17 protein-coding genes are annotated in these 21,893 nt (G+C 56.3%); 9 read left to right on the top strand and 8 right to left on the bottom strand.

The features are described 5' to 3' along the window. Nucleotides 1-55: 55 nt before the first annotated feature. On the bottom strand, nucleotides 56-1,786 hold the full coding sequence (locus ACAM29_RS07305; RefSeq protein WP_206841081.1) for a lysophospholipid acyltransferase family protein: 1,731 nt from the start codon (nucleotides 1,784-1,786) through the stop codon (nucleotides 56-58). A gap of 91 nt (nucleotides 1,787-1,877) precedes the next feature. Between ACAM29_RS07305 and dinB the strand changes: the two genes are divergently transcribed. Beyond that, nucleotides 1,878-2,957, top strand: coding sequence for a DNA polymerase IV (gene dinB / locus ACAM29_RS07300; RefSeq protein WP_091827594.1), 1,080 nt, complete (start codon nucleotides 1,878-1,880; stop codon nucleotides 2,955-2,957). On the opposite strand, the gene ACAM29_RS07295 is transcribed toward dinB, so the two are convergent. Then, the gene (locus ACAM29_RS07295) at nucleotides 2,958-3,299 is read right to left on the bottom strand and encodes a HopJ type III effector protein (RefSeq protein ID WP_369623704.1); all 342 of its coding nucleotides are present in this window, start codon (nucleotides 3,297-3,299) and stop codon (nucleotides 2,958-2,960) included. Between the two features lie 36 nt (nucleotides 3,300-3,335). Next, a complete protein-coding gene (locus ACAM29_RS07290) occupies nucleotides 3,336-4,292 on the bottom strand; it encodes a ketopantoate reductase family protein (RefSeq protein WP_369623703.1) in 957 nt (318 codons plus the stop codon). Nucleotides 4,293-4,398: 106 nt separating this feature from the next. On the opposite strand from ACAM29_RS07290, the gene ACAM29_RS07285 reads away from it, so the two are divergent. Continuing rightward, nucleotides 4,399-4,716 carry a DUF6482 family protein gene (locus ACAM29_RS07285; RefSeq protein ID WP_369623702.1) on the top strand — a complete coding sequence of 106 codons (318 nt, stop codon included), beginning with the start codon at nucleotides 4,399-4,401 and terminating at the stop codon, nucleotides 4,714-4,716. Between the two features lie 188 nt (nucleotides 4,717-4,904). On the opposite strand, the gene metG is transcribed toward ACAM29_RS07285, so the two are convergent. Continuing rightward, nucleotides 4,905-6,947 (bottom strand): methionine--tRNA ligase, encoded by a 2,043-nt coding sequence (gene metG, locus ACAM29_RS07280; RefSeq protein ID WP_091827598.1) that lies wholly within the window; start codon nucleotides 6,945-6,947, stop codon nucleotides 4,905-4,907. Nucleotides 6,948-7,079: 132 nt separating this feature from the next. Between metG and trmA the strand changes: the two genes are divergently transcribed. The 3 genes from trmA to ACAM29_RS07265 all read left to right on the top strand — a co-directional run bounded on the left by trmA (nucleotide 7,080) and on the right by ACAM29_RS07265 (nucleotide 9,998). Continuing rightward, nucleotides 7,080-8,165, top strand: coding sequence for a tRNA (uridine(54)-C5)-methyltransferase TrmA (gene trmA / locus ACAM29_RS07275; protein ID WP_091827599.1), 1,086 nt, complete (start codon nucleotides 7,080-7,082; stop codon nucleotides 8,163-8,165). 25 nt (nucleotides 8,166-8,190) lie between these two features. Beyond that, nucleotides 8,191-8,634, top strand: a complete 444-nt coding sequence (locus ACAM29_RS07270; RefSeq protein ID WP_354410648.1) for a DMT family transporter — start codon at nucleotides 8,191-8,193, stop codon at nucleotides 8,632-8,634. 122 nt (nucleotides 8,635-8,756) lie between these two features. Continuing rightward, complete coding sequence (locus ACAM29_RS07265) at nucleotides 8,757-9,998, top strand: OmpP1/FadL family transporter (RefSeq protein ID WP_369623701.1); 1,242 nt, start codon at nucleotides 8,757-8,759, stop codon at nucleotides 9,996-9,998. On the opposite strand, the gene ACAM29_RS07260 is transcribed toward ACAM29_RS07265, so the two are convergent. The 3 genes from ACAM29_RS07260 to rlmE all read right to left on the bottom strand — a co-directional run bounded on the left by ACAM29_RS07260 (nucleotide 9,986) and on the right by rlmE (nucleotide 13,621). Continuing rightward, on the bottom strand, nucleotides 9,986-11,500 hold the full coding sequence (locus ACAM29_RS07260; RefSeq protein WP_369623700.1) for an ABC transporter substrate-binding protein: 1,515 nt from the start codon (nucleotides 11,498-11,500) through the stop codon (nucleotides 9,986-9,988). The genes ACAM29_RS07265 and ACAM29_RS07260 overlap by 13 nt on opposite strands. Continuing rightward, on the bottom strand, nucleotides 11,484-12,905 hold the full coding sequence (locus ACAM29_RS07255) for a diguanylate cyclase (RefSeq protein WP_369623699.1): 1,422 nt from the start codon (nucleotides 12,903-12,905) through the stop codon (nucleotides 11,484-11,486). Before ACAM29_RS07255 ends, ACAM29_RS07260 begins: the two co-directional genes overlap by 17 nt. Nucleotides 12,906-13,000: 95 nt before the next feature. Beyond that, entirely contained in the window at nucleotides 13,001-13,621 is a 621-nt protein-coding gene (gene rlmE, locus ACAM29_RS07250; protein ID WP_369623698.1) for a 23S rRNA (uridine(2552)-2'-O)-methyltransferase RlmE, read from the bottom strand. Between the two features lie 158 nt (nucleotides 13,622-13,779). On the opposite strand from rlmE, the gene ACAM29_RS07245 reads away from it, so the two are divergent. After that, nucleotides 13,780-15,408, top strand: a complete 1,629-nt coding sequence (locus ACAM29_RS07245; protein ID WP_369623697.1) for an NAD(P)/FAD-dependent oxidoreductase — start codon at nucleotides 13,780-13,782, stop codon at nucleotides 15,406-15,408. After that, nucleotides 15,405-16,127: an RNA methyltransferase gene (locus ACAM29_RS07240; RefSeq protein ID WP_206841105.1), complete on the top strand. Its 723-nt coding sequence runs from the start codon at nucleotides 15,405-15,407 to the stop codon at nucleotides 16,125-16,127. Before ACAM29_RS07245 ends, ACAM29_RS07240 begins: the two co-directional genes overlap by 4 nt. 31 nt (nucleotides 16,128-16,158) lie before the next feature. On the opposite strand, the gene msrB is transcribed toward ACAM29_RS07240, so the two are convergent. After that, nucleotides 16,159-17,304 carry a peptide-methionine (R)-S-oxide reductase MsrB gene (msrB, locus tag ACAM29_RS07235; protein WP_369623696.1) on the bottom strand — a complete coding sequence of 382 codons (1,146 nt, stop codon included), beginning with the start codon at nucleotides 17,302-17,304 and terminating at the stop codon, nucleotides 16,159-16,161. 229 nt (nucleotides 17,305-17,533) lie between these two features. On the opposite strand from msrB, the gene ACAM29_RS07230 reads away from it, so the two are divergent. Together ACAM29_RS07230 and ACAM29_RS07225 are read left to right on the top strand one after the other, a co-directional pair. After that, nucleotides 17,534-18,709, top strand: coding sequence for an efflux RND transporter periplasmic adaptor subunit (locus tag ACAM29_RS07230; RefSeq protein ID WP_369623695.1), 1,176 nt, complete (start codon nucleotides 17,534-17,536; stop codon nucleotides 18,707-18,709). Next, entirely contained in the window at nucleotides 18,706-21,867 is a 3,162-nt protein-coding gene (locus tag ACAM29_RS07225; protein WP_369623694.1) for an efflux RND transporter permease subunit, read from the top strand. The genes ACAM29_RS07230 and ACAM29_RS07225 overlap by 4 nt, the downstream gene beginning before the upstream one ends. Nucleotides 21,868-21,893: the final 26 nt, after the last annotated feature.

The raw sequence follows: 21,893 nt of genomic DNA, 5'->3' as shown, positions 1-21,893 counted from the left end.
TTCTCCCGAAAAGGGTGTGGACTGATACTTTAACAAAACCCTGTCAAAATTACGCTCAGCGGTTGGTGGCGTCAGTTGTGCCGATATAGCGTTCGCGTTTGCGCAGCTTGACCTGTTCGGTATCCACCAGTACCAGCCCATCGATACAGTAGTTGAAGTCGGGGTCGATGCCGAAGTCGAGAAAACTGACCCCGCCGGGCTCACAGAGTTCCGAATACTGCTTATAGAGCGTCGGCACGGTTACGCCAAGGAATTCCAGCTGCTGGCGCAGACGACTGAAATCTTCACGATAGTCGTTGCCACAGAAAATGTCCGCGATGGCATTTTCGGTATCCTTGTCGATCAGGTAGGGGCTGCGTGAGCGTGCCAGCCAGGCATGATCAGGGAAGTAGTGACGGTAGAACCAGACCAGCAGGTCACGCGCCCGTTTCGGATAGCTGTGGCTCAGGCTGACTGGGCCGAACAGGTAGCGAACGTTCGGGTGACGACGCAGGTAGGCACCGATGCCGTACCAGAGATAGTCCAGTGAGCGCTTGCCCCAGTACCGTGGCTGAACGAAGCTGCGTCCCAGCTCGATCCCGGCGGCAAAAATCGGTTCCATCTGTTCGCTGTAGTGGAACAGTGATTCGCTGTATAGCGGGTATCCGGACTCGTTGTGGCGCTGGTGGCCCTCGCCGATACGGTAGGCACCGGCAATCTCCAGATCGTCTTCGTCCCAAAGGATCAGGTGACGATAATGCTGGTCATAATGGTCAAGATCGCGCTTTTCGCCGGTCCCTTCACCCACGGTGCGAAAGGCAATTTCACGCAGACGCCCGATCTCCTGCATGACAACCGAATCGGGATGGTAGTCGAACAGGTAGATCTTCTTGCCATCCGCGGTTTCGCCCAGCAGCTCAGCCTGTTTCAACTCCAGTTTGAGCGCCTGTCGGTTCTGCGGGTGGGCGATGGTCTTTTCGGTCAGGAACAGTGGCGGCTTGTTGCGGGCGATGCGATACAGATGTTTTTTAAGCAGTTTGGCCTTGTCCCGGTTTGATACCGGCAGTGCATCCAGCTGACTGAAGGCGATCGGCTCGCCCACCCGCACAGGCAGTGTCACCGAGTGCTTGTTGAACATTTCACGCGCCAGCAACAGGGTCGACATGGAACGGTTGATGTATGACAGGCTGTAGAACAACGTCGAATTCTTGCCGCCCAGATAGACAGGCAAAATAGGGGCATTGGCACGACGAGCAAAGTGCAGGAAGCCACTGTTCCAGCGCCCATCCTTGATACCGGTCAGACCCGCACGGGATACTTCGCCGGCAGGAAAGACGATAATGGCCTCATCATTTTGCAGCGCTTCCACAATACGGTTGATGTTGTCTTTGCGGGTGTTGCCACCCAGATTATCGACTGGCAGGAACAGGTTGTGCAGTGCATCGAAGTGCATCAGTACATCGTTGGCGATGATGCGCACATCACGGCGTACCTCTCCTACCAATTTTAGCAGCGCCAGACCGTCGAGTGCCCCCAGTGGATGGTTGGCTACAATCACGACGCGGCCTGAAGAAGGGATGTTCATTCGCTCCTTGTGGCTGATGGCGTAACTGAAATTAAAGTAGTCCAGAACCTGATCCACAAACTCGAAGCCACGCACGCCGCGATGGGTTTCGAGGAAGTGGTTGATCTCCTGTTCACGCACCAGGCGGCGCAGGCAGAACAGGGTGGAGCGGCGCACGGGAGCCGGTTTTTCTGCAAAAGCGGGGTACTTGTTGACCAGTACCTGTTCGACATCGATCTGCATGTTGGGTCACCTCAGTTCACTGCCTGTACACTATGGCGGTGATCTGACACTGAAGTGACAGTCAGATGAATGCTGGATGACAGGTGGGCGAATGTCAGGCAATACACGCAAAATAATACATCTGGATTGCGACTGTTTTTTTGCCGCAGTTGAGATGCTGGATCATCCAGAGTGGTGTGAGGTTCCTCTTGCAGTAGGAGGGGCGGCCGAGAGGCGTGGAGTAATTGCAACCTGCAACTACCCCGCACGGCGCTTTGGTGTGCATTCCGCCATGTCGACCGCCCGGGCGCTGCAGCTTTGCCCCCAATTGAAACTGGTGTCCGGCAACATGGCGCGTTACCGCGAGGTAGCGGAGCGAATCTTTGATATCTATCGTCGTTACAGCGATACGATCGAGCCGGTTTCCATCGACGAAGCCTATCTGGATGTGACGGGCAGCCCACTGTTCGATGGCAGTGCGACGCGGATTGCGCAGGCCATTCGTCAGCAGGTGCGGGAAGAGACTGGTATTACCGTATCGGCCGGTGTGGCGCAGAACAAGTTTCTGGCCAAGGTGGCAAGCGACTGGAACAAGCCGGATGGTCTCTGTGTGGTCGATCCGATGCGACAGGCCGAATTTGTGGCGCAGCTGCCGGTGAAGAAAATTCCGGGTGTGGGGCCGCGGACGCAGGAGAAGCTATTGGGACTAGGGGTCGAGACTTGTGACCAGTTGCAACAGCTGTCACAGCAGCAACTGACCGAGCTGTTTGGACGCTTTGGTGAGCGCCTGTGGCAGCTGGCAAGAGGGCAGGACAACCGGGAGGTACGCCTGAGCCGCGAGCGCAAGTCAGTTAGTACTGAGCATACCTTCAGCCGTGATCTGCCTGATCTGGCAGCCTGTCAGGCCCAGCTGGATGAGTTGTTGGCCGATCTTGAGCGGCGCTATGAAAAGCATCGTGAGCAGCGGCGCATTATCGGCGCGGTTGCCAAACTCAAGTTTAAGGACTTCAGCCAGACTACGGCCGAAACCCGCAGCAGTCGTCCCGACAAGGCGCTGTTCATGGCCCTGATTGAAGAGGCCTGGCAGCGGGGCCAGAAGCCGGTACGGCTGGTAGGGGTGGGGTATCGGCTTGATACGGCTGAAGGCGACGCGGAAGCGGTACAGCTTCCGCTGTTTGACTCTGATGCCTGATCAGCTTTTGCGGCGCAGTGGTTCGCCTTCAAACTGAATGCCGGCCCAGCCGGATTGCATGAAATTGCGAATATTGCCGTGATCAGTGCCGTCAGGGGTAGCAAGGACATCGCGGTAGAAGCGGCCAAAACAGGCCAGTGTCTGAGCCTCATCCAGCTCCATCAGTTTGCCAAAACCGAAGATCTTGCAGGAGCCCTCGTTCTGGCCCGCTTCGTTGAAGATTTCGCCGTTGTTGAAGGCGCAGGGCGCGTAGTCGAAATGCTCGCTGATTACCGCCATGGTGTCTTCAAAATCGATGCTGTCATCGGTGCCCAAACGGGCGGCAAAGGCTTCAGGTGTCATCGGCGTATCCTCAGGTTGACGATTCAAAAGGCGGCATTATGCGGGCTGCGGTCGCCATTGCAAGGGGCGGATTTCAAGGCGCAGCAAACGCTCGGTCATCTCGGTCCATGGGGCGTCTTCGCCCAGCGCCTTGCAGCGGCGGATCACGGCGCCGCTGATCTCGTCCAGCTCCAGCGGGCGTCCCTTTTCGCGATCGACCAGCATGGAGGTCTTGATCGCGTCAAAGTTGCTGATCAACTCGAACATCTCGTCTACATCGGCAGCGGTCAGTTCAACCTCATCAGCCCGCGCCGCAATGGCGACCTCCTGCATCATGCGGTAGACCGTTTTGCCCAATACAGGGTCGGCGGTCAGGCTGCGTGTATCCAAGCCAGTCAGGGCGCTGAGCGGATTGACACCGTTGTTGATCAGCAGCTTTTTCCACAACTCATAACGGATATTGGCCGTGACGCGGGTGGGGATGCTGGCGGCGTTCAGGGTGTCGGCCAAGTCAGCCAGCCGAGAGTCGTCGTCCGCGGTGGCAGGCCAGCAGCCCATGACCACCTGTGCAGGGCCTTTTGCTTCAATATGTCCCGGGGCAATGATATGCCCACCGATCCGTACCGCCAGCCCGCCAAGGGTGCGTTCAGCACCGATCCGGTCTGCGATCAGAGGCTCATTGTCGACGCCGTTCTGCAGTGACAGTACCGGCGTGTCGGCAGTGCTCAGCCAGTCACCGCTTTGTTCAAGCCAGTCGGCGGTTGCACCGGCCTTCAGTGCCAGCATGATCAGGTCATAGTCGGCGCAGTCACGTTCGGTCAGCAGCTGCTCCATTGAAACAGCATCAACGGGTGCGTGAAATTTCAAGGCTTCATGCTCAACCGTTAGTCCTTGTTGCTGCATCGCCTCAAGGTGCGTACCACGGGCAACAAAGGTCACCTCATGTTTAGCCTCAAGCAGCCTGGCGCCGTAATAACAGCCGATCCCGCCGGCCCCGATAATCAGACACTTCATCCTGTACCTCCATCAAGCAGGAGGGATGTTTTACCTTAAATACGAACACAGTTAAACCGTCTGTAACGGGCCTGCGTAAATGCAGTAATGAAACAGGAGGGTATCAATGAAGATTTCGCTCGAAGAAGTTAAAAAGCAGATCGGCCAGATCGAACAACTGGTCGTGCGCGCATTTGAAAGCAGCATGTACCTGGTTCAGGTCAAACTGAAGAAGGGTGAAGAGCTGCTAAACGTGTGCGATGACAAGGGCACGATAATGCGCTTCAATAGCCAGCTCGATGCCAAGTTTCAGTTCAAGGGGCTGGGGATTACCGACACCGCGCTGGTGCATGAAAGCCCGTACAACGAAATGATCGGTATGCCGGGTGGGAAGATGGAACCGCTGCAGGTGAAACTGGCGAATCCGGATGACGACTACTCCTAAAAGCCCCCTTGTGAGCAGTCGAGCATCGCAGCGGCAACAGGGAAAAATGTTTGGATTGTCTGAGCCACGCAGTGGCGAGTTTTCCAAACATCCCTGTTGACGCGAGACGCGCAGAGAAGCCGAAGGCCTGCTTTTAGGGGTGTGCTTTCTTTGTTACTTTCTTTACACAAGTAAAGAAAGTAAAGACATCACTTTATTCTCATCCCCGGCTGAGCCCCTTCGTGCGGCTCCAGAATCCACAGATCCTCACCACCTGGTCCAGCCGCGAGCACCATGCCTTCCGACATGCCGAACTTCATCTTGCGAGGGGCCAGGTTGGCGACCATGACGGTCAGCTTGCCTTCCAGGTCTTCCGGCCTGTAGGCGGACTTGATGCCGGCGAAGACGTTGCGGGTTTCGCCGCCCAGGTCCAGCGTCAGACGCAGCAGCTTGTCGGCGCCTTCAACGTGCTCCGCCTTGGCGATTTTGGCGACGCGCAGGTCGATCTTGGCGAAGTCGGGGAACTCGATGGTGTCGGCGATCGGTTCCATGTTCTGCGTCACTTCAGCCTTCGGTTGTGCCGCCTGAACCTGTGGTTGGGCTTCCAGGCTCTGGCGAGAATCTTCAATCAGCTTCTCGATGGTAGCTTCATCCACGCGCTGCATCAGCGGCTTGAACTTGTTGATTTTGTGGCTCAGCAGCGGTTTCTCGATTGCATCCCAGGCCAGGGTGTCGATGTTGAGGAACGCACAGGCTTCTTTGGCCACTTCCGGCAGTACCGGGGCCAGGTAGCTGATGATCACGCGGAACAGATTGATGCCCAGCGTGCAGCTGGCCTGTACCTCGGCTTCCTTGCCTTCCTGTTTGGCCAGTACCCAGGGCTCTGCATTATCAATGTACTGGTTGGCCTTGTCGGCGATGTGCATGATTTCACGCATGGCGCGGGCGTATTCACGCTTTTCGTACGCCTCGGCAATGCCGTGACCGGCGGCAACTGCTTCATGGTACAGCGACGCGTAGGTCAGCTCGGAGTCAAGCATGCCGTCGAACTTCTTCTGAATGAAGCCGGCGCAACGGCTGGCAATGTTGACCACCTTGTTGACCAGGTCGGCATTGACGCGGTAACGGAAGTCTTCAAGGCTCAGGTCGATATCATCAATGCCGGAGCCCAGCTTGGCCGCGAAGTAGTAGCGCAGGTATTCCGGGCGCAGGTGCTTCAGGTAGGTTTCGGCCATGATGAAGGTGCCTCGGGACTTGGACATCTTCTGACCATTGACGGTCAAGAAACCGTGGCAGAACACGCCCGTTGGGGTGCGGAAGCCCGCACCTTTCAGCTCGGCCGGCCAGAACAGGGTGTGGAAGTAGGCGATATCCTTGCCGATGAAGTGATACAACTCGGCATCGGAATCCTGTTTCCAGTATTCATCGAAGTCGACGCCGTTCTTGTCACACCAGTTCTTGAAGCTGGCCATATAGCCGATCGGTGCATCCATCCAGACGTAGAAGTACTTGCCCGGCGCGTCGGGGATTTCGAAGCCCCAGTAGGGCGCATCGCGGGAGATGTCCCACTCCTGCAGACCAGACTCGAACCACTCGTTGAGCTTGTGGATCATCTGGCTCTGAACGTGCTCATTAACCCAGGTGCGCAGGAAGTCTTCAAAGTCACCCAGCTTGAAGAAGAAGTGCTCGGACTCCTTCTCGATCGGGGTAGCACCGGAAACGGCCGAGTAGGCGTTCTTCAGCTCGGTCGGCTGATAAGTGGCGCCACAGGCTTCGCAGGAGTCGCCGTACTGGTCTTTGGCACCGCATTTCGGGCAGTCGCCCTTGATAAAGCGGTCCGGCAGGAACATGTTCTTCACCGGGTCGTAGGCCTGGGTGATGGTGCGGCGGGTGATATGACCGGCATCGCGCAGGCGCTCGTAGATCAGCGCGGAGAAGTGGCGGTTCTCTTCCGAGTGGGTAGAGTAGTAGTTGTCGAAGTTGACCATGAAGCCGGCGAAGTCGCGCTGGTGCTCGGCGCTGACCTGGTCGATCAGTTCCTGCGGGCTCTTGCCCAGCTGGTCGGCCTTGAGCATGATCGGCGTACCGTGGGCGTCATCGGCACAGACGTAGGTACACTGATGGCCACGCTGCTTCTGGAAACGAACCCAGATATCAGTCTGGATATACTCCACCAGATGGCCCAGATGGATGGGACCGTTGGCGTAGGGCAGGGCACTGGTGACGAGAATCTTGCGCTTGCTGTCGGACATCGTTGGCTCTGAGTCGGTTGAAGACAAATGAAGCCCTGCATTCTACGCTGGATTGATCTCTGAATGAAGGCTGGGGGTGGCTGTGCTAAAATCCGCCGCCCGTCCCGAGCAACAGAACACAGAGGTTAGCCGATGGCCCTTCCCCGCGTGGAGCCTGATCAGTACGACGCCTTGCTGGCGACCAAGAAAGCCCGTATCGAAGCACAATTTGCCGAATTCGATCTGCCCGCGATCGAGGTGTTTACCTCTGAACCCGAGCATTACCGCCTGCGCGCCGAGTTCCGCACCTGGCATGAGGGCGATGACCTCTATTACGTCATGTTCGACGGTGACAAGCGCACGCCGGTACGGTTGGACAGCTGTCCAATGGTAGCCGAACGCATCCATGACGTGATGTTCGAGCTGATCGAGGTAATTCGCCTCGACCCGGTACTGCGCTTCAAAATGTTTCAGGTCGACTTTCTCAGCACCCTGTCCGGTGAGTTGCTGGTCAGCCTTATCTACCATCGCAAACTGGATGACGAGTGGGTCGAGCGGGTCAAGCCGCTGCGTGAACAGTTCAACATCGGCATTATCGGACGTTCACGCAAGCAGAAGATCGTGCTGGATAACGACTTCGTGGTCGAAACCCTGAACATCAACGGCCGCGCCTACCGTTATCAGCAGACCGAAAACGGATTTACCCAGCCCAACGGCCATGTCTGCGAAAAGATGATCGAGTGGGCGATTGATGCCAGTGCCCACGCTGGCGGTGATCTGGTGGAATTCTATTGCGGTAACGGAAACTTTACCCTGCCACTGGCGCAGAATTTCCGCCGCGTGGTGGCCACCGAGATCTCCAAGGTATCGGTGCGTTCCGCCGAGTGGAACATTCAGGAAAACGGTATCGATAATATTGACGTACTGCGCATGCCCTCGGAAGATCTGTCACTGATCCTCAAGGGCGAGAAAACCAGTCGTAAGGTGCAGGGGCTGGCGCTGGATGAGTGTGACTTTACCACTGTACTGGTGGACCCGCCGCGTGCTGGTCTGGATGAGCATACGGTGGAGCAGATCTGCGAATACCCGCATATCCTGTATATCTCCTGCAACCCCGAGACGCTGCACGAAAATCTGCAACAGATCAGCAAAACCCACAAACTGGAGCGGTTTGCGATCTTCGACCAGTTTCCCTACACCGACCATCTGGAGTGCGGTGTCTATCTGACCCGCCGTTGAGTGAATGATGAAGAAAGGAGGCTCCATGCTGTTTTTCTGGCTCTCGCTAGCGTTTGTGGCCGGCATGATGATGCCCCTGCAGGCCGGTGTGAACAGCACGTTGGCGCTGCACAGCCAAGGAGCGATATGGGCGTCCTTTATCTCGTTCCTGATTGGTACACTGGCGCTGTTTGTGATCGTCGTAGGGATGCGGTTTGAATGGCCGTTGCTGAGTGATCTCAGGCAGGCGCCCTGGTGGGCCTGGACAGGCGGTTTCATGGGGGCGCTGTTTGTCTCTACCGGTGTCTTTCTTGCGCCGCGTATCGGTGCTGCCACCATGATCGCCCTGTTTGTAGCCGGTCAGCTGATTACCTCGGTGATTCTCGATCATCTCGGCTGGGCGACCTTTCCCCAGTTCGATATCACGTTGGGGCGGGTGCTGGGCGTGGCGTTTCTGCTGGTGGGCGTGGTGCTGATTCGGTTCTATTGAACGGGCAGGCGTTCGCTTATAACCACCTTGCATATATCTTAAGCATCAAAGTTATTTTTCTTATATAACTTTTAATAATATGATGACGTTCTTAATTAGACACTGTTTTAACGGAGAGCGTCGTGAACAAACTGCATCCCCTTGCCGCGGCCATTGCGCTGGCAACCCTGCCGCTGACTGCTGAAGCAACCAACGGTTACTTCACCCACGGTAACAGCATCAAGGCCCAGGGGATGGCCGGTGTCAGCTATGCGATGGCGCACGACAGTATTTCGGCCGCAAGCAATCCGGCTGCGCTTACGGTATTGGGAGATCAGTTTGATCTGGGTGTCACCTGGTTCAAGCCGGAACGCGATGCGCGTATCAGCGGCAACCCGGCATTCAATGGTCAGTATGACGGCAACGGTGACAAAAGCTTCTGGATACCTGAGCTGGGCTTCAGTCGCCAGCATTCGGAGCGCCTGGCCTACGGTGTGGCCATGTATGCCAATGGTGGCATGAATACTTCCTATGCCAACAACCCCTATGCAGGCGCTGGCGCAACTGGCGATGCAGGGGTGGATCTTTCCCAGCTGTTTGTCACCTCATCCGTGGGCTATCGACTGACCGAGCGCCACAGTGTGGGTGTCGGCCTGACCTATGTGTATCAGATGTTTGAAGCCCGAGGCGTCAATGGTCCAGCCTTCGAAAGCATGTCTTCAAATCCTGCCGCCTTGAGTGACAATGGCCACGACAGCTCAGACGGTTTCGGTCTTAAGCTCGGCTGGCAGGGGCAGGTGACCGATACTCTGACACTGGCTGCCAGCTGGTCATCCAAAATCAAGACCGACAGCTTCAGCGATTACCGTGGTCTGTTTGCTGAACAGGGTGGCTTTGATGTACCGGAAACTTATGGTCTCGGCTTTGCCTGGCAGATGAATCCGCAGTGGACCCTGGCGGGTGATTGGCAGCGCATCAACTACAGTGACGTGGCCTCAGTGGGCAACCCGCTGATTCCGATTACACAGTTGGGGCAGGATAACGGCTCGGGTTTTGGCTGGCAGGATATCAATGTCTACAAGCTGGGTGTCAGCTATGACTGGTCAAGCCGCCTGACGTTTAGGGCCGGTTACAGCTACGCGGACCAGCCGGTGCCGAGCAGTGAGACCTTTTTCAATATTCTGGCACCAGGTGTGGTACAGGAACATGTCAGTCTGGGTGCCAGCTGGCGGCCGTCTCCAGCGCAGGAACTGACATTCGCCTATACACGAGCACTTGAGGAGTCTGTCGAAGGTAACGGTTCTCTTGCCGCATTTGGTGGCGGTGAGGCGGACCTGAGCATGAGTCAGGATATTCTGGGGTTGGCCTGGTCCTACCGCTTCTGATCTTTCCAGCGGATATCTTCCAGCACGAAGGAGGGGATGGGGCTCTTTTCCCACATCCCTTCCAGGTCCCGGTGCATCAAGTTCTGTTCCGGGCGCATGAACAGATACACATTCACTGCATCTTCAGTGATGCGGCGCTGGGCCTCACCAAGAAGTCGGTGTAGTTCATCTTCAGTACGTGCATTCAGTACCCGCTCCCAAATCGCTTTGAACGCGGCGTTGTCATAATTGAAGTAGTAGTCGTCACGAGCATAGATGTTCAGATCCATGGGCTCGACATGCATGATAAGCGTCAGTTCGTAATCCTTCTTCCGGAATACCCGCTCCATCCATGTGCTCCAGTCCACCTGCTCCAGCTTGACTCTGAACCCGACCGCTTCCAGATCATCCGCAATCATCAAGCCACCGTAACGGCCATAATCGGTCGGGGGAATTGTCAGTGTGAGTGTCTGGCCTTCAGGTACTTCGGCCGCACTCAGTAGCTGACGGGCCAGTAACCGGTCGAAGGGGTAGCGGTCTACCAGATCCACATAGGCAGGGTGTGAAGGCGGGAAATGCGTACCAATAAGTTCCGGCTCGAATTGAGCACCGTACAGTTTGCTGACGCGGTTGCGGTCAATGGCGTGTGACAGAGCACGGCGCACGCGCAAATCGTTGAATGGCGGGAGCGCATTGTTGATCGCCAGAATCATCTTGCTCTGCAGTTTGCGTGCGCTCATGCGGTAATCGGGTCGAATCATGAAACGGTTGCCAACTCGGGTAACGCTCAGCAGTCCATCGACCAGCCCTTCGGCCAGAATGTTTTCGGTGCCTACTGTGGTCTGCATGAACAGAAACTGTGCCTGGTGCAGGTAAGGTGGCTTGCCCCAGTAATCAATGTTGCGTTTCAGGGTGACGGAGTGCCCTTTCTCCCAGCGGTCGAAGCGGAAGGGACCGGTGCCGACTGGGTGTTCGCTGTTGTTTGCAACGGTGTTCGGGTGAACCATGACGGCTGCAGGCAGTGACAGGGCGAAGGGCAGCATGGCGTCGGGCCGTTTGAGCGTGATGATGAGGTGCTCGTCACTCTGAGCGGTGACACTATCGACTTGCTCAAACCATTGTTGCTGGGGGTTGCCGCTGTTTTTATCCAGCAGTCGATTGAGGGAAAAGGCGGCCACATGGGCATCGAAGCGGCTGCCGTCGTGAAAAGTCACGCCCTTGTGCAGCTCGAAGGTATAGGTCAGTCCATCTTCGGAGAGGTGCCATTTACGTGCCAGTCGCGGCCTCAAAAGACCCTCACCATCGACCAGCGTGAGGCCCTCGAACAGATTGCACCAGGTGATCTCGCCAGCCGAGGCGGCGGCAGTAACGGTAGGGTCGAGAGTGGGCGGTTCCAGCTGAATACCAAGCCGAATATGCTCACTGGCCTGCAGAGGCAGGCTGCACAGCAGCAGAAATGGCAGCATCAACCTGCCAATGACGCTGAAACAGGCGAAATGAAACAGATCAGATAGCCTGCGCATAAACGGTCTTTGGAGCTAAGGCGACCTTATTCCGGCCCTGTCGCTTGGCATCATAGAGAGCCTTGTCAGCCGCGTGCAGCGCCGCATCCAGCAGGCTTTCGGTCAGTTGGTCATCTGTCTCGCTCTGAAGAACTGTTGCATCAACCAGGGCAACTCCAAAACTCATGCTCAGGTGAATTTCGTGCTTCTGACTGGATAAAAACGGCTTCTCAGCAATCAGGCTTCGCAGCTTGTCGAGTACCTGATAACCAGCTTCCAGGGAGCCTGTCGTCAGAATAATGGCAAACTCCTCACCGCCGAATCGAGCCAGAATATCGCTTTCCCTCAGCCCTTCGGATAATTGCCGGGATACTTCAATCAAGACCTGATCTCCGGTGGCATGACCGAACCGGTCATTGACCTTCTTGAAGTGATCAATATCACCAATAGCCACACATAATGGTTGGTAGCTCTGACGCAGCAGACGTCGGGCGGCCGCCTGAAAATGACGACGGTTAGCAAGCCCGGTCAAGACATCGTGCTCAGCCAGAAAGGTCAGCTCCTGATGTGCTTCGCGCATGCGAGCTTCCTGATATTGTATGCGCTGGACGTAACTGCGCACGGTTTTGGCCAGACTGGAAATTTCATCGCCACCATGAGTATCAAAGGCATCAACATCAACAACCGGGGCGCTCACATTGCGCTGCATCTGCAGGATGCGCCTCACCACCACGACCTCGAAATAAACCCCGGCCAACAAGGCAAAGACCAGCAGCAACAGGGCAAGTGCGATCAGATTGCGTTGTTGGACATTGATCTCGGCGGCAAGCTGCTCGCTTTGCATCACCATCTGTTGGCGCATGGTGGCGGAAAAGTAGCCCATCAGTATAGCCAGTTGCCCGGCCAGTTCACGGTTGTTGTGTGACAGGGCTCTGATTTGGCGCTCAAGCCCCGCTTGGCGCCCGGTATCGATGCGCTGGCTGACCAGCTCATTCAGTTCGTCAATGTTGCTCTGCAGCTGTGCTTGTGTCTCGCGGACCTGATTGATCAGATCAGGGTTGCCACCCTGCTGGGCAAGGCGGTCGGTCAGCTGGTTTACCCAGAGGGTTCGATCGGTCAGATTTATCAGTGCCTGACGTCGCTCGGTGTGGTTGTTGGCAACAGACAGGCCAAAGCCAAGGCTGTTCAGCGACTCGGCCTGTTGCACCAGTCGCACTGAGGTCATCAGGTTTTCCATTTCGGTACTGGTGAGCGTGTCTACCTGATCGTGCAAGCGCTCGAAGGCACGGCTCATGATGGCCGTAACACCGATAATCAGGGCGAGGATCAGCAGGGTCATGCCCAGCGTCTTGGTGGTCAGACCAAGACCGACCCGCCGGTGGATCATTTTGCTGCCGGCAGCTGGCCGGAGAGCTTTGGCAGGCAATCGCTATCTTGTGTATTCATTTAGATACGCTTTTTGTTGTTTGGATACAGGTGTAGCTGATAACGACGGTTACTTCAATTTATTGGTGAAAATTTTCAACCACGGAAGCCCTTGCCTACCACGTAGACTTCACGTGAGCGTGAACGTGATGCTTCCGGTTTGCGAATAACCACTGTGTCAAAGTGGTTGCGAACTTCCTTCACGAACGCTTCATAGCCCTCACCTTGAAACGCCTTGGCAATAAAGCTGCCTTTGGGCTTCAGGACCTGTTGTGCCATGTCCAGCGCCAGTTCGATCAGGTAAATGGAGGCTGCCTGATCCGCCGTGGCGATACCGCTCAGGTTGGGTGCCATGTCCGAGATCACGACATCAACCGGATTTTCATTGATCGCGTGCAGGATCTGCTCGAATACGCTGTCTTCAGTGAAATCGCCCTGAATAAACTCCACATCGGGCAGACTGTCCATTGGCAAAATGTCGGATGCGATCACTTTGCCACCTGTGCCGACCAGTTTGGAGGCGACCTGTGACCAGCCACCGGGCGCCGAGCCCAGGTCGATCACCAGCATGCCGGGACGAATCAGCTTGTCCTTTTCATTGATCGCCAATAACTTGTAGCTGGCACGGGAACGGTAACCGTCTTTCTGTGCCTGTTTGACGAAGGGGTCGTTGACGTGCTCATCGAGCCAGCGTGCACTGCTTTTGGAACGGGCCATACGGGTTGCAAACCATCTGAAAATTAAAACCTGATTGTACGTCTCGCAGCCTGTTGGTGCCATGTTCTCGGGTGTATCAGACTGACTTTACCCTTGTTGGTCGCTATAATTCGCGGTTTATTGTCCCTTTGCCGGATAAACCGGCCGGAACCCTTGCCATGATCCGTCTCAGCGAACTGTCACTTCCTCTTGATCATCCTGAAATCGCCCTGCGTCAGGCCATTCTGAAACGGCTTGAGCTGGCGGATGATGCGCTACTCGGTTTCAGTGTTTTCAAGCGCAGCTATGATGCGCGCAAGAAGAACACCGAGATTACCTTCGTCTACATTATCCACCTGGATGTGAAAGATGAGGCTGTCGTGCTGGCGCGCTTTGTCGATGATCCGCATGTGACCATAGCGCCGGATACGGAGTATCACCCAGTTGCCGTGGCACCCGCCGATCTGGCTGAACGACCGCTGGTGATCGGTTTTGGTCCTTGTGGTCTGTTTGCCGCCACGATTCTGGCGCAGATGGGGTTCAAGCCGATCGTGCTTGAACGCGGCCGTGATGTTCGCAAGCGTACCCAGGATACCTGGGCGCTCTGGCGTCAGCACAATCTGAGTACCGAATCCAACGTCCAGTTTGGCGAAGGTGGAGCAGGGCTGTTTTCGGATGGCAAGCTCTATTCACAGGTCAAGGACCCCAAATTTTATGGCCGCAAGGTGATGCAGGAGTTTGTTGATCACGGTGCGCCGGACAATATCCTGTATGTCAACAAGCCGCATATCGGCACCTTCCGCTTGACCACGGTAGTATCAAGGATGCGTCAGAGCATCATTGAGATGGGGGGCGAAATTCGGTTTGAATCCAAAGTCACTGACTTGCTGCTGGAGAATGGCGAAGTCAAGGGCGTGACCCTGGCTGATGGCAGTCAGTTGCTGAGCCGTCATGTAGTTTTGGCGCTGGGGCACAGTGCGCGTGATACCTTCCGTATGCTGCACCAGCGCGAAGTACATATCGAACCCAAGCCCTTCGCCATCGGTTTTCGTATTGAGCACCCGCAGTCGATGATCGACCGGGCGCGTTTAGGCAAATATGCAGGCCATGAAGAGCTGGGAGCGGCGGATTACAAGCTGATCCACCATGCCAAAAACGGCCGGGCTGTTTACAGCTTCTGCATGTGCCCGGGTGGTCAGGTGGTTGCGGCGACCTCGGAAGAGGGACGCGTGGTCACCAATGGTATGAGCCAGTATTCGCGCAAGGAGCGTAATGCCAATGCGGGCATTGTTGTTGGCATCAACCCGGAACAGGATTTTCCCGGTGGGCCGCTGGCCGGGATCGAACTGCAGGAAAAGCTGGAGTCGATCGCCTATCAGTTGGGTGGATGTGATTACCGTGCCCCGGCTCAGCTGGTAGGGGACTTTTTACGTGGTCGTCCTTCCGAAAAACTGGGCGAAGTCGAGCCTTCCTATCAGCCCGGGGTCAAACTCTGTGATTTGGCCGAAGCGTTGCCGGATTACGTGATCGAGGCCATGCGCGAGGCGCTGCCGGCCTTTGGGCGCAAGATCCGTGGCTTTGACCGCGAAGATGCGGTGCTGACCGGGATTGAATCGCGTACCTCATCGCCGATTCGCATCACTCGCGACCCACACACCCTGCAGAGTCTCAATGTGCGCGGCCTTTACCCTGCCGGTGAGGGGGCAGGGTATGCCGGTGGTATTCTGTCGGCCGGTATTGATGGCATCAAGGTGGCGGAAGCGGTGGCACTGGACATTCTGCAGCAGCGGGAAACCGAATCGGCATGAAACTGGACGACATCAAGAAGCTGCAGCAGAAAAAGTACCGCAGCGAGCTGGGCGCCTGTCTGGTTGAGGGCGAGCATCTGGTACTGGAGCTGCAGCAGGCGTTGCAGCTCCGTCCCGAGCTGCAGGCCGCCGAACTGTATCTGACCGAAGAATACCGGGACTGGCCAACGCCGCTGGTCAAGCATGAAATCGGCAGTAAACAGATGCGTGCCCTCAGCGCCACCAAGTCGCCACAGGGAATTCTGGCGGTGCTGCCCATCGATGCGATAAGGCCGGTATCTGCCGATGGCGATATCGCCATCTATCTGCACGAAGTTCAGGACCCGGGCAATCTGGGCACAATTCTGCGCACCCTGGCCTGGTTTGGCGGCTTTCGCTGCCTGCTCAGTCCCAACAGCGTCGATCCGTTCAACCCCAAGGTGATTCGTGCCAGTATGGGGGCGATTTTCCACGTACCACTGGAACTGGATGTACCGCTGGAGAGCCTTGCTGAGCGTTATAAACGGATCGGTTGTCTCGACATGCAAGGCGAGCCGCTCAGCGCGCCCACTTTCAGCGAGTGTGACTGCTATCTGTTTGGCAACGAGGCACGCGGTGTGCCGCGTGAACAGCTCGATAGCCTGTCGGCATGCCCGTTCACCATTACGGGTTCAGGCCAGATCGAATCGCTCAATCTGGCAACGGCTGTCAGCCTGAGCGTCTACGAACGCAGGCGCTGAGGCGGTCTGACCGCAGCGCCTGCCACGGGGCTCAGCGAACCGCGTCGATCCAGTCGCCATAGCCCTGTGCTTCCATCTCCTCAAGCGGGATGAAACGCATGGCTGCCGAATTCATGCAGTAGCGCAGTCCGGTGGGTGCTGGACCATCATTGAATACATGGCCCAAGTGTGAATCGGCCAGTGCACTGCGAATTTCAGTTCGGGTCATAAACCATGAACGGTCCTCGTGCTCAGTGACCATACCCTCGCTGATGGGCTGCGTAAAACTGGGCCAGCCGGTACCGGATTTATACTTGTCGCGTGATGAGAACAGTGGCTCGCCTGAAATGACATCAACGTAAATGCCGGGACGTTTTTCATCCCAATATTCATTTTCAAAGGCGCGTTCAGTACTATCCTCGCGTGTCACCTTGAACTGCTCCGGTGTCAGACGCTGACGCAGAACCTCATCCGAGGGGCGCTGATAGTCCTTCCCAGGTGGCCCCATCTCTGTACTGCCAGACTCGGCTTTAGTTGGGCTAAACTGGCTGAAGTCGAGTGTTTGATCATCCCCCCAGACTTGCTCGATAAACTGGTAACGCCCTGAGTTGTGGGTGTAAAAGCGATACCGCACCGGGTTCTTTTTGTAATAGTCCTGATGGTAGTCTTCTGCTTCATAGAATGTGCTGAAGGGCGTGATCTCGATCACCACCGGTTTGTCATAGCGCCCGGACGCGGCCAGGGCATCACGAGAGGATTCGGCAACCTGTCGCTGCTGATCATCATGATAGAAAATGGCCGGACGATACTGTTGCCCGCGGTCGACAAACTGGCCCTTGGCATCGGTGGGGTCCATGAAACGCCAGAAGCCTTCTACAAGCCCCTTGTAGGTGATCAGGGTCGGATCATAGTAGACCTGTACGGCTTCGGTATGACCTGTGCTGCCTGAGGACACCTGTTCATAGGTCGGGTTTGGCTCGGTGCCGCCGCTGTAGCCTGAGATGGCTTCAATAACACCGGGAATTTTTTCGAAGCCCTGCTCGACGCACCAGAAACAGCCCCCGGCAAAGGTTGCTACTTGATACTGCGACAGGTCAGGAGTAGCTGGGGTGTCAGCTGCGGTCAGCCGTGTTGATGCAAATACAGACAGTGCCAGCGCAAGTATGCCGCCGGCAAGGTATCCATTTCGGATAATCATGGGTATCTCCCGTTATGTTCTACTGCTTAGGACCTGCAACCGGGTAAAAGAGTTTCATGCTGCAGCGGACAACAGAGACCACTGGTCGCCTAAAAGGTTTGATTTCAACAAGCTTTTACGTGGCCTGTCGTGAAAGTGTTTAGTCAGCATAGTCTGATTTACATCCATACATGGATGAATGTAAAATACCCTATCTTTTCACTCTGCTTTTGGAAACGGGATTAACGTCATGAAAACAGCTTTTCATACCGGTCGGGCAGTTCTGCTGGCTCTGGCGGCATCGCTGCTGGTGGCCTGTGGCAGCGACGAAGCGCCTCAGAGTGCTGCCGCCCCCGGCGGGCAGGCACTTCCGCCGGTGACGACCGAAGTACTAACCGTCAAGCGACAGGATATTCCGCTACAAAAATCATATTCATCATTGCTGCGCAGCGATGACGAAGTCACGTTAGTAGCGCGTGTGACCGGGGTACTGGAAACGCGTCAGTTCGAGCAGGGTGACTGGGTTGAGCAGGGGGATCTGCTCTATACCATCGAGCCAGAGTTGTATCAGGCTCGCGTCAACGAACGGGCTGCAGACCTGAAAAGTGCCCAGGCAGAGCTGGACCGCGCCCGCCGCGATGCGGAGCGTTATCAGCAGCTACTCAGCCGCAATTCAGTCAGTCGTCAGCAGGTCGATCAGGCAGAGGCTGAACAGAGTGTTGCTCAGGCCCGTGTTGCTCAGGCAGAGGCGGCACTGGCCAGTGCGCGTATTGACTTGAATTACACCCAGGTGAAGGCACCGGTTGCCGGCATGGTTGGACTCAGCCAGATCAATCTGGGCAATCTGGTCAATGCCGGTTCAGAACTGGTCACCATTACTCCGCTGGACCCGCTTGAAGTACGCTTCCAGCTGCCGCAACGGGATGCCTTTGAGCTGCGCAAGCAGCTGGCTGCCGGAGAGACTGATATTCGAGAAATTCGGGCCTCGCTCCAGCTGGCTGGCGACAACGGTACCCAGTCCCTGACTCTGCAAGGGCAGATGGACTTTCTGGGATCTCGAGTGGATGAGAGCACAAGTACTGTGCAGGCCTCTGCCCGCTTTGAAAACCCTGATGCACAGGTACTGCCGGGGCAGTTTGTGCGTGTCAGCATCGAAGGGCTGAAGCGTTTCAATGTGATTGCCGTGCCTGAAATTGCCGTTACTCAGGGGCTGATGGGGCCTCAGGTATTTGTAATTGATGAAGAAGGCAAGGCCCGTGCACAGGCGGTTCAGCTGGGTGAGATTGCCGGTGAATGGCAGATCATTCTCGAAGGGCTGGAAGAGGGTGTACAGGTTGTATCCGGTGATCCTTCTGGTATCAAGCCGGGTACGCCGATCCAGGCAGCCGCCGCCGATGAAGCGGCAGAGGAGGCGAACGCCGAATGAATTTCTCCAATTTCTTCATCGGTCGGCCGATCTTTGCCACGGTGCTGGCAATTATCCTGACCCTGGTCGGGGTTGTCAGCATGCGCGTGCTGCCAATCGAGCAGTATCCCAGCGTTGTTCCCCCCACAGTGTCGGTGCAGGCGCGCTTCCCCGGTGCCAATGCCGAGACCGTGGCCCAGACCGTGGCAGCCCCACTGGCCGAGGCAATCAACGGGGTCGAGAACATGTTGTACATGACCTCGACCAGTGCCGACAACGGTATCATGAGCCTGAGCGTGGCGTTTGATATCGGCACTGATGGTGATACCAACACCATCAACGTCAATAACCGTGTGCAGGGTGCGCTGTCGCAGCTGCCCGAACAGGTACAGGCACAGGGGGTGACGGTCAAGTTGCGCTCCAGCTCTATCCTGATGGTAGTGGCGATGATTTCGCCCCAGGGTGACTACGACAACATCTACATGCAGAACTACGCCACTCTGAATGTACTGGATGAGTTGCGTCAGGTGCCGGGTGTGGGTGAAGCGGAGGTGCTCGGTGGTGGCAAGTTCGCCATGCGCATCTGGATGGACCCCGATAAGCTGGCGCAGTATGACCTGACACCAACTGAAGTGGCAGCCGCAATTCGGTCGCAGAATACCGAAGTGCCGGCAGGCAGTCTGGCGGCAACACCCAATGCGAATCCGCGTGCCTATACCTATACTGTGACGGCGGGTGGACGCCTGTCCAGTGCGGATGATTTCCGTAATATTTTCCTGCGCACCAATGCTGACGGTTCGGCGCTATTGTTGAAAGATGTGGCGCGTATCGAGCTGGGTGCCTCATTCTACGGTATCGATGCACGTCTTGATGGGGCCGGTATGACGCCCATTATCATCAACCAGCAGCCGGGCGCCAACGCGCTGGAAACATCACTGGCGGTCAAGGCCAAGATGGAAGAGCTGGCCGGACGCTTTCCGCCGGGTCTGGATTACGTAGTACCGTACGACACCACGCTGTTTATCAGTTCATCCGTTGAAACCGTGGTGACGACCTTCATCGAGGCGTTCCTGATCGTTGGCGTGATTCTGTTCGTGTTCCTGCAGAACTGGCGCTTTACCGTGATCGCCATGTCGGTGGTGCCGGTGTCGGTTATCGCAACCTTTGCCGGCTTCTATCTGTTCGGCTTCTCAATCAACCTGCTGACATTGTTTGCGCTGGTGCTGTCGATCGGGATCGTCGTGGACGATGCCATTCTGGTAGTGGAAAACGTTGAGCGTGTGTTGAGTGAAGATGATGACATCAGCGTGCGTGATGCCACCATCCGAGCAATGAAAGAGGTGGGCGGCCCTGTTATTGCGACTTCGCTTATCATGGCGGCCGTGTTTGTGCCGGTAGCGTTCCTGGGCGGTTTTACCGGCCAGATCTACCAACAGTTTGCCCTGACGGTGGCGATCTCGGTTGGCTTTTCGGCCCTGATGGCACTGACCTTTACACCGGCCCTGTCGGCCATTTTCATCAAACACAAGCCGCGTTTCGAAGGTTCGGGTGTGTTGCACGTATTGCATGCGCCACTTCGTCTGTTTGATCGCGTGTTTGCGGCTGTTACAACTGCCTATGTCTGGATCGTTAAGCTGCTGGTACAGCGTTGGGTGCTTGCACTGGCGCTGACCGCTGCGTTCAGTGCCGGTTCCTGGTGGATGTTCAGCACGACGCCGACTTCTTTGGTACCGGAAACGGATCAGGGGATTGCGTTGGTCAGTGTTCAGCTTCCTGATGCCGCTTCACTGGATCGAACCAGTCAGTACATGGGTAAGCTGAGTGAGGAGATCGAACAGATCCCCGGCGTTAATCATGTCGTGTCAATTGCAGGCTATGACATCCTTTCCAGTGCGGTTAACACCGCTCGGGGTATCATGTTCATTAGTCTGGTGCCCTGGGAAGAGCGTGAACTGACAGTTGACCGGCTGGTGGGCCAGGTGATGCAGTTGGGTGCACAGATTGACGGTGGTAGTGCCATCGCCTTCAACATGCCGCCGATTATGGGACTCTCAACAACAGGCGGTTTTACCGGCTATCTGCAGTCCTTTGGCGGTGCCAGCTCGGAAGAGCTGTACATGGCATCGGTGAAAGTGATGCAGGCCGCCGCCCAGAATCCTGCGCTGCAGCGGGTATTCACCACCTTCAACGTGAATGTGCCCTCGTTCCGCGCCAACATCGACCAGCAGAAAGCCCTGAGCTACGGGGTGCCACTGACCGATCTGAACGCAACCCTGTCGAATACGCTGGGTAACGGTTTTGTGAACTATTTCAGCTATCAAAACCGCAACTTCCAGGTGTATCTGCAGAACGAAGATGAGTACCGTGACGAACCCGAAGATATCAATAATATCTTTGTGCGTGCGGGAAATGGCGAGCGGATTCCTCTGTCCGAGTTCGTAACGCTGGAACGTCAGGTTGGTCCGGCGGTGGTATCCCGTTTCGGCGTCTATCTGGGTGCCCAGTTCCAGGGCGGACCGGCACCGGGATACAGCTCGGCTCAGGCCATAGCTGCCATGAACGAGATTGTACAGCAGGAGCTGGGTGACAACTGGGGCATGGGCTGGACCGGTACGGCCTATCAGGAAACAACCCTGGGGAATACGGCTTCCATGGCGATCATCTTCGGTATTCTGATGATGTTCCTGATTCTGGCGGCACAGTACGAAAGCTGGTCCCTGCCATTGGCGGTTATGACCGCCACGCCGTTTGCCTTTTTTGGTGCCATCGGCGGGATTGTGCTGCGGGGACTGGAGGTGTCCGTCTATGTCGAGATCGGCCTGTTAGTGGTGGTGGGGCTTGCCGCGAAAAACGCCATTCTGATCGTGGAATTCGCCGAACTACAGCGCAGGGAGTTGGGCAAATCAATTCATGAAGCGGCTGTTACCGCAGCTGAGTTGCGTTTCCGCCCAATCGTTATGACCTCTTTTGCCTTTATTCTCGGTACCCTGCCGTTGGCACTGGCCAGCGGTGCCAGCGATGTGAGCAGTCATCATATCGGTACGGCGGTGTCGGTCGGTATGGCGTCGGTGGCGATCATTTCCAGCTGCTTCGTGCCGAGTTTCTACGCCATGATTGCACATGTGTCTGACTGGCTCAGACGCAAGCGTGGTGTGGCTGAGTCAAATACGGCTCACTGACCTTCAGGTTAAACTGGAAAAAGGCG

The sequence above is a fragment of the Marinobacterium sp. BA1 genome (assembly GCF_041155135.1).
In the GTDB taxonomy this organism is placed as follows: Bacteria; Pseudomonadota; Gammaproteobacteria; order Pseudomonadales; family Balneatricaceae; genus Marinobacterium; species Marinobacterium iners.
This window is presented reverse-complemented; position numbering and strand designations above follow the sequence as displayed.

Excerpts from the sequence above, each read along its gene's own strand:
- metG (WP_091827598.1), bottom strand. The coding sequence starts at position 6,947 with ATGTCCGACAGCAAGCGCAAGATTCTCGTCACCAGTGCCCTGCCCTAC.
- trmA (WP_091827599.1), top strand. The coding sequence starts at position 7,080 with ATGGCCCTTCCCCGCGTGGAGCCTGATCAGTACGACGCCTTGCTGGCG.
- ACAM29_RS07270 (WP_354410648.1), top strand. The coding sequence starts at position 8,191 with ATGCTGTTTTTCTGGCTCTCGCTAGCGTTTGTGGCCGGCATGATGATG.
- ACAM29_RS07245 (WP_369623697.1), top strand. The coding sequence starts at position 13,780 with ATGATCCGTCTCAGCGAACTGTCACTTCCTCTTGATCATCCTGAAATC.
- ACAM29_RS07260 (WP_369623700.1), bottom strand. The coding sequence starts at position 11,500 with ATGCGCAGGCTATCTGATCTGTTTCATTTCGCCTGTTTCAGCGTCATT.
- ACAM29_RS07225 (WP_369623694.1), top strand. The coding sequence starts at position 18,706 with ATGAATTTCTCCAATTTCTTCATCGGTCGGCCGATCTTTGCCACGGTG.
- ACAM29_RS07305 (WP_206841081.1), bottom strand. The coding sequence starts at position 1,786 with ATGCAGATCGATGTCGAACAGGTACTGGTCAACAAGTACCCCGCTTTT.
- ACAM29_RS07285 (WP_369623702.1), top strand. The coding sequence starts at position 4,399 with ATGAAGATTTCGCTCGAAGAAGTTAAAAAGCAGATCGGCCAGATCGAA.
- ACAM29_RS07290 (WP_369623703.1), bottom strand. The coding sequence starts at position 4,292 with ATGAAGTGTCTGATTATCGGGGCCGGCGGGATCGGCTGTTATTACGGC.
- ACAM29_RS07240 (WP_206841105.1), top strand. The coding sequence starts at position 15,405 with ATGAAACTGGACGACATCAAGAAGCTGCAGCAGAAAAAGTACCGCAGC.
- dinB (WP_091827594.1), top strand. The coding sequence starts at position 1,878 with ATGTCAGGCAATACACGCAAAATAATACATCTGGATTGCGACTGTTTT.
- rlmE (WP_369623698.1), bottom strand. The coding sequence starts at position 13,621 with ATGGCCCGTTCCAAAAGCAGTGCACGCTGGCTCGATGAGCACGTCAAC.
- ACAM29_RS07295 (WP_369623704.1), bottom strand. The coding sequence starts at position 3,299 with ATGACACCTGAAGCCTTTGCCGCCCGTTTGGGCACCGATGACAGCATC.
- msrB (WP_369623696.1), bottom strand. The coding sequence starts at position 17,304 with ATGATTATCCGAAATGGATACCTTGCCGGCGGCATACTTGCGCTGGCA.
- ACAM29_RS07230 (WP_369623695.1), top strand. The coding sequence starts at position 17,534 with ATGAAAACAGCTTTTCATACCGGTCGGGCAGTTCTGCTGGCTCTGGCG.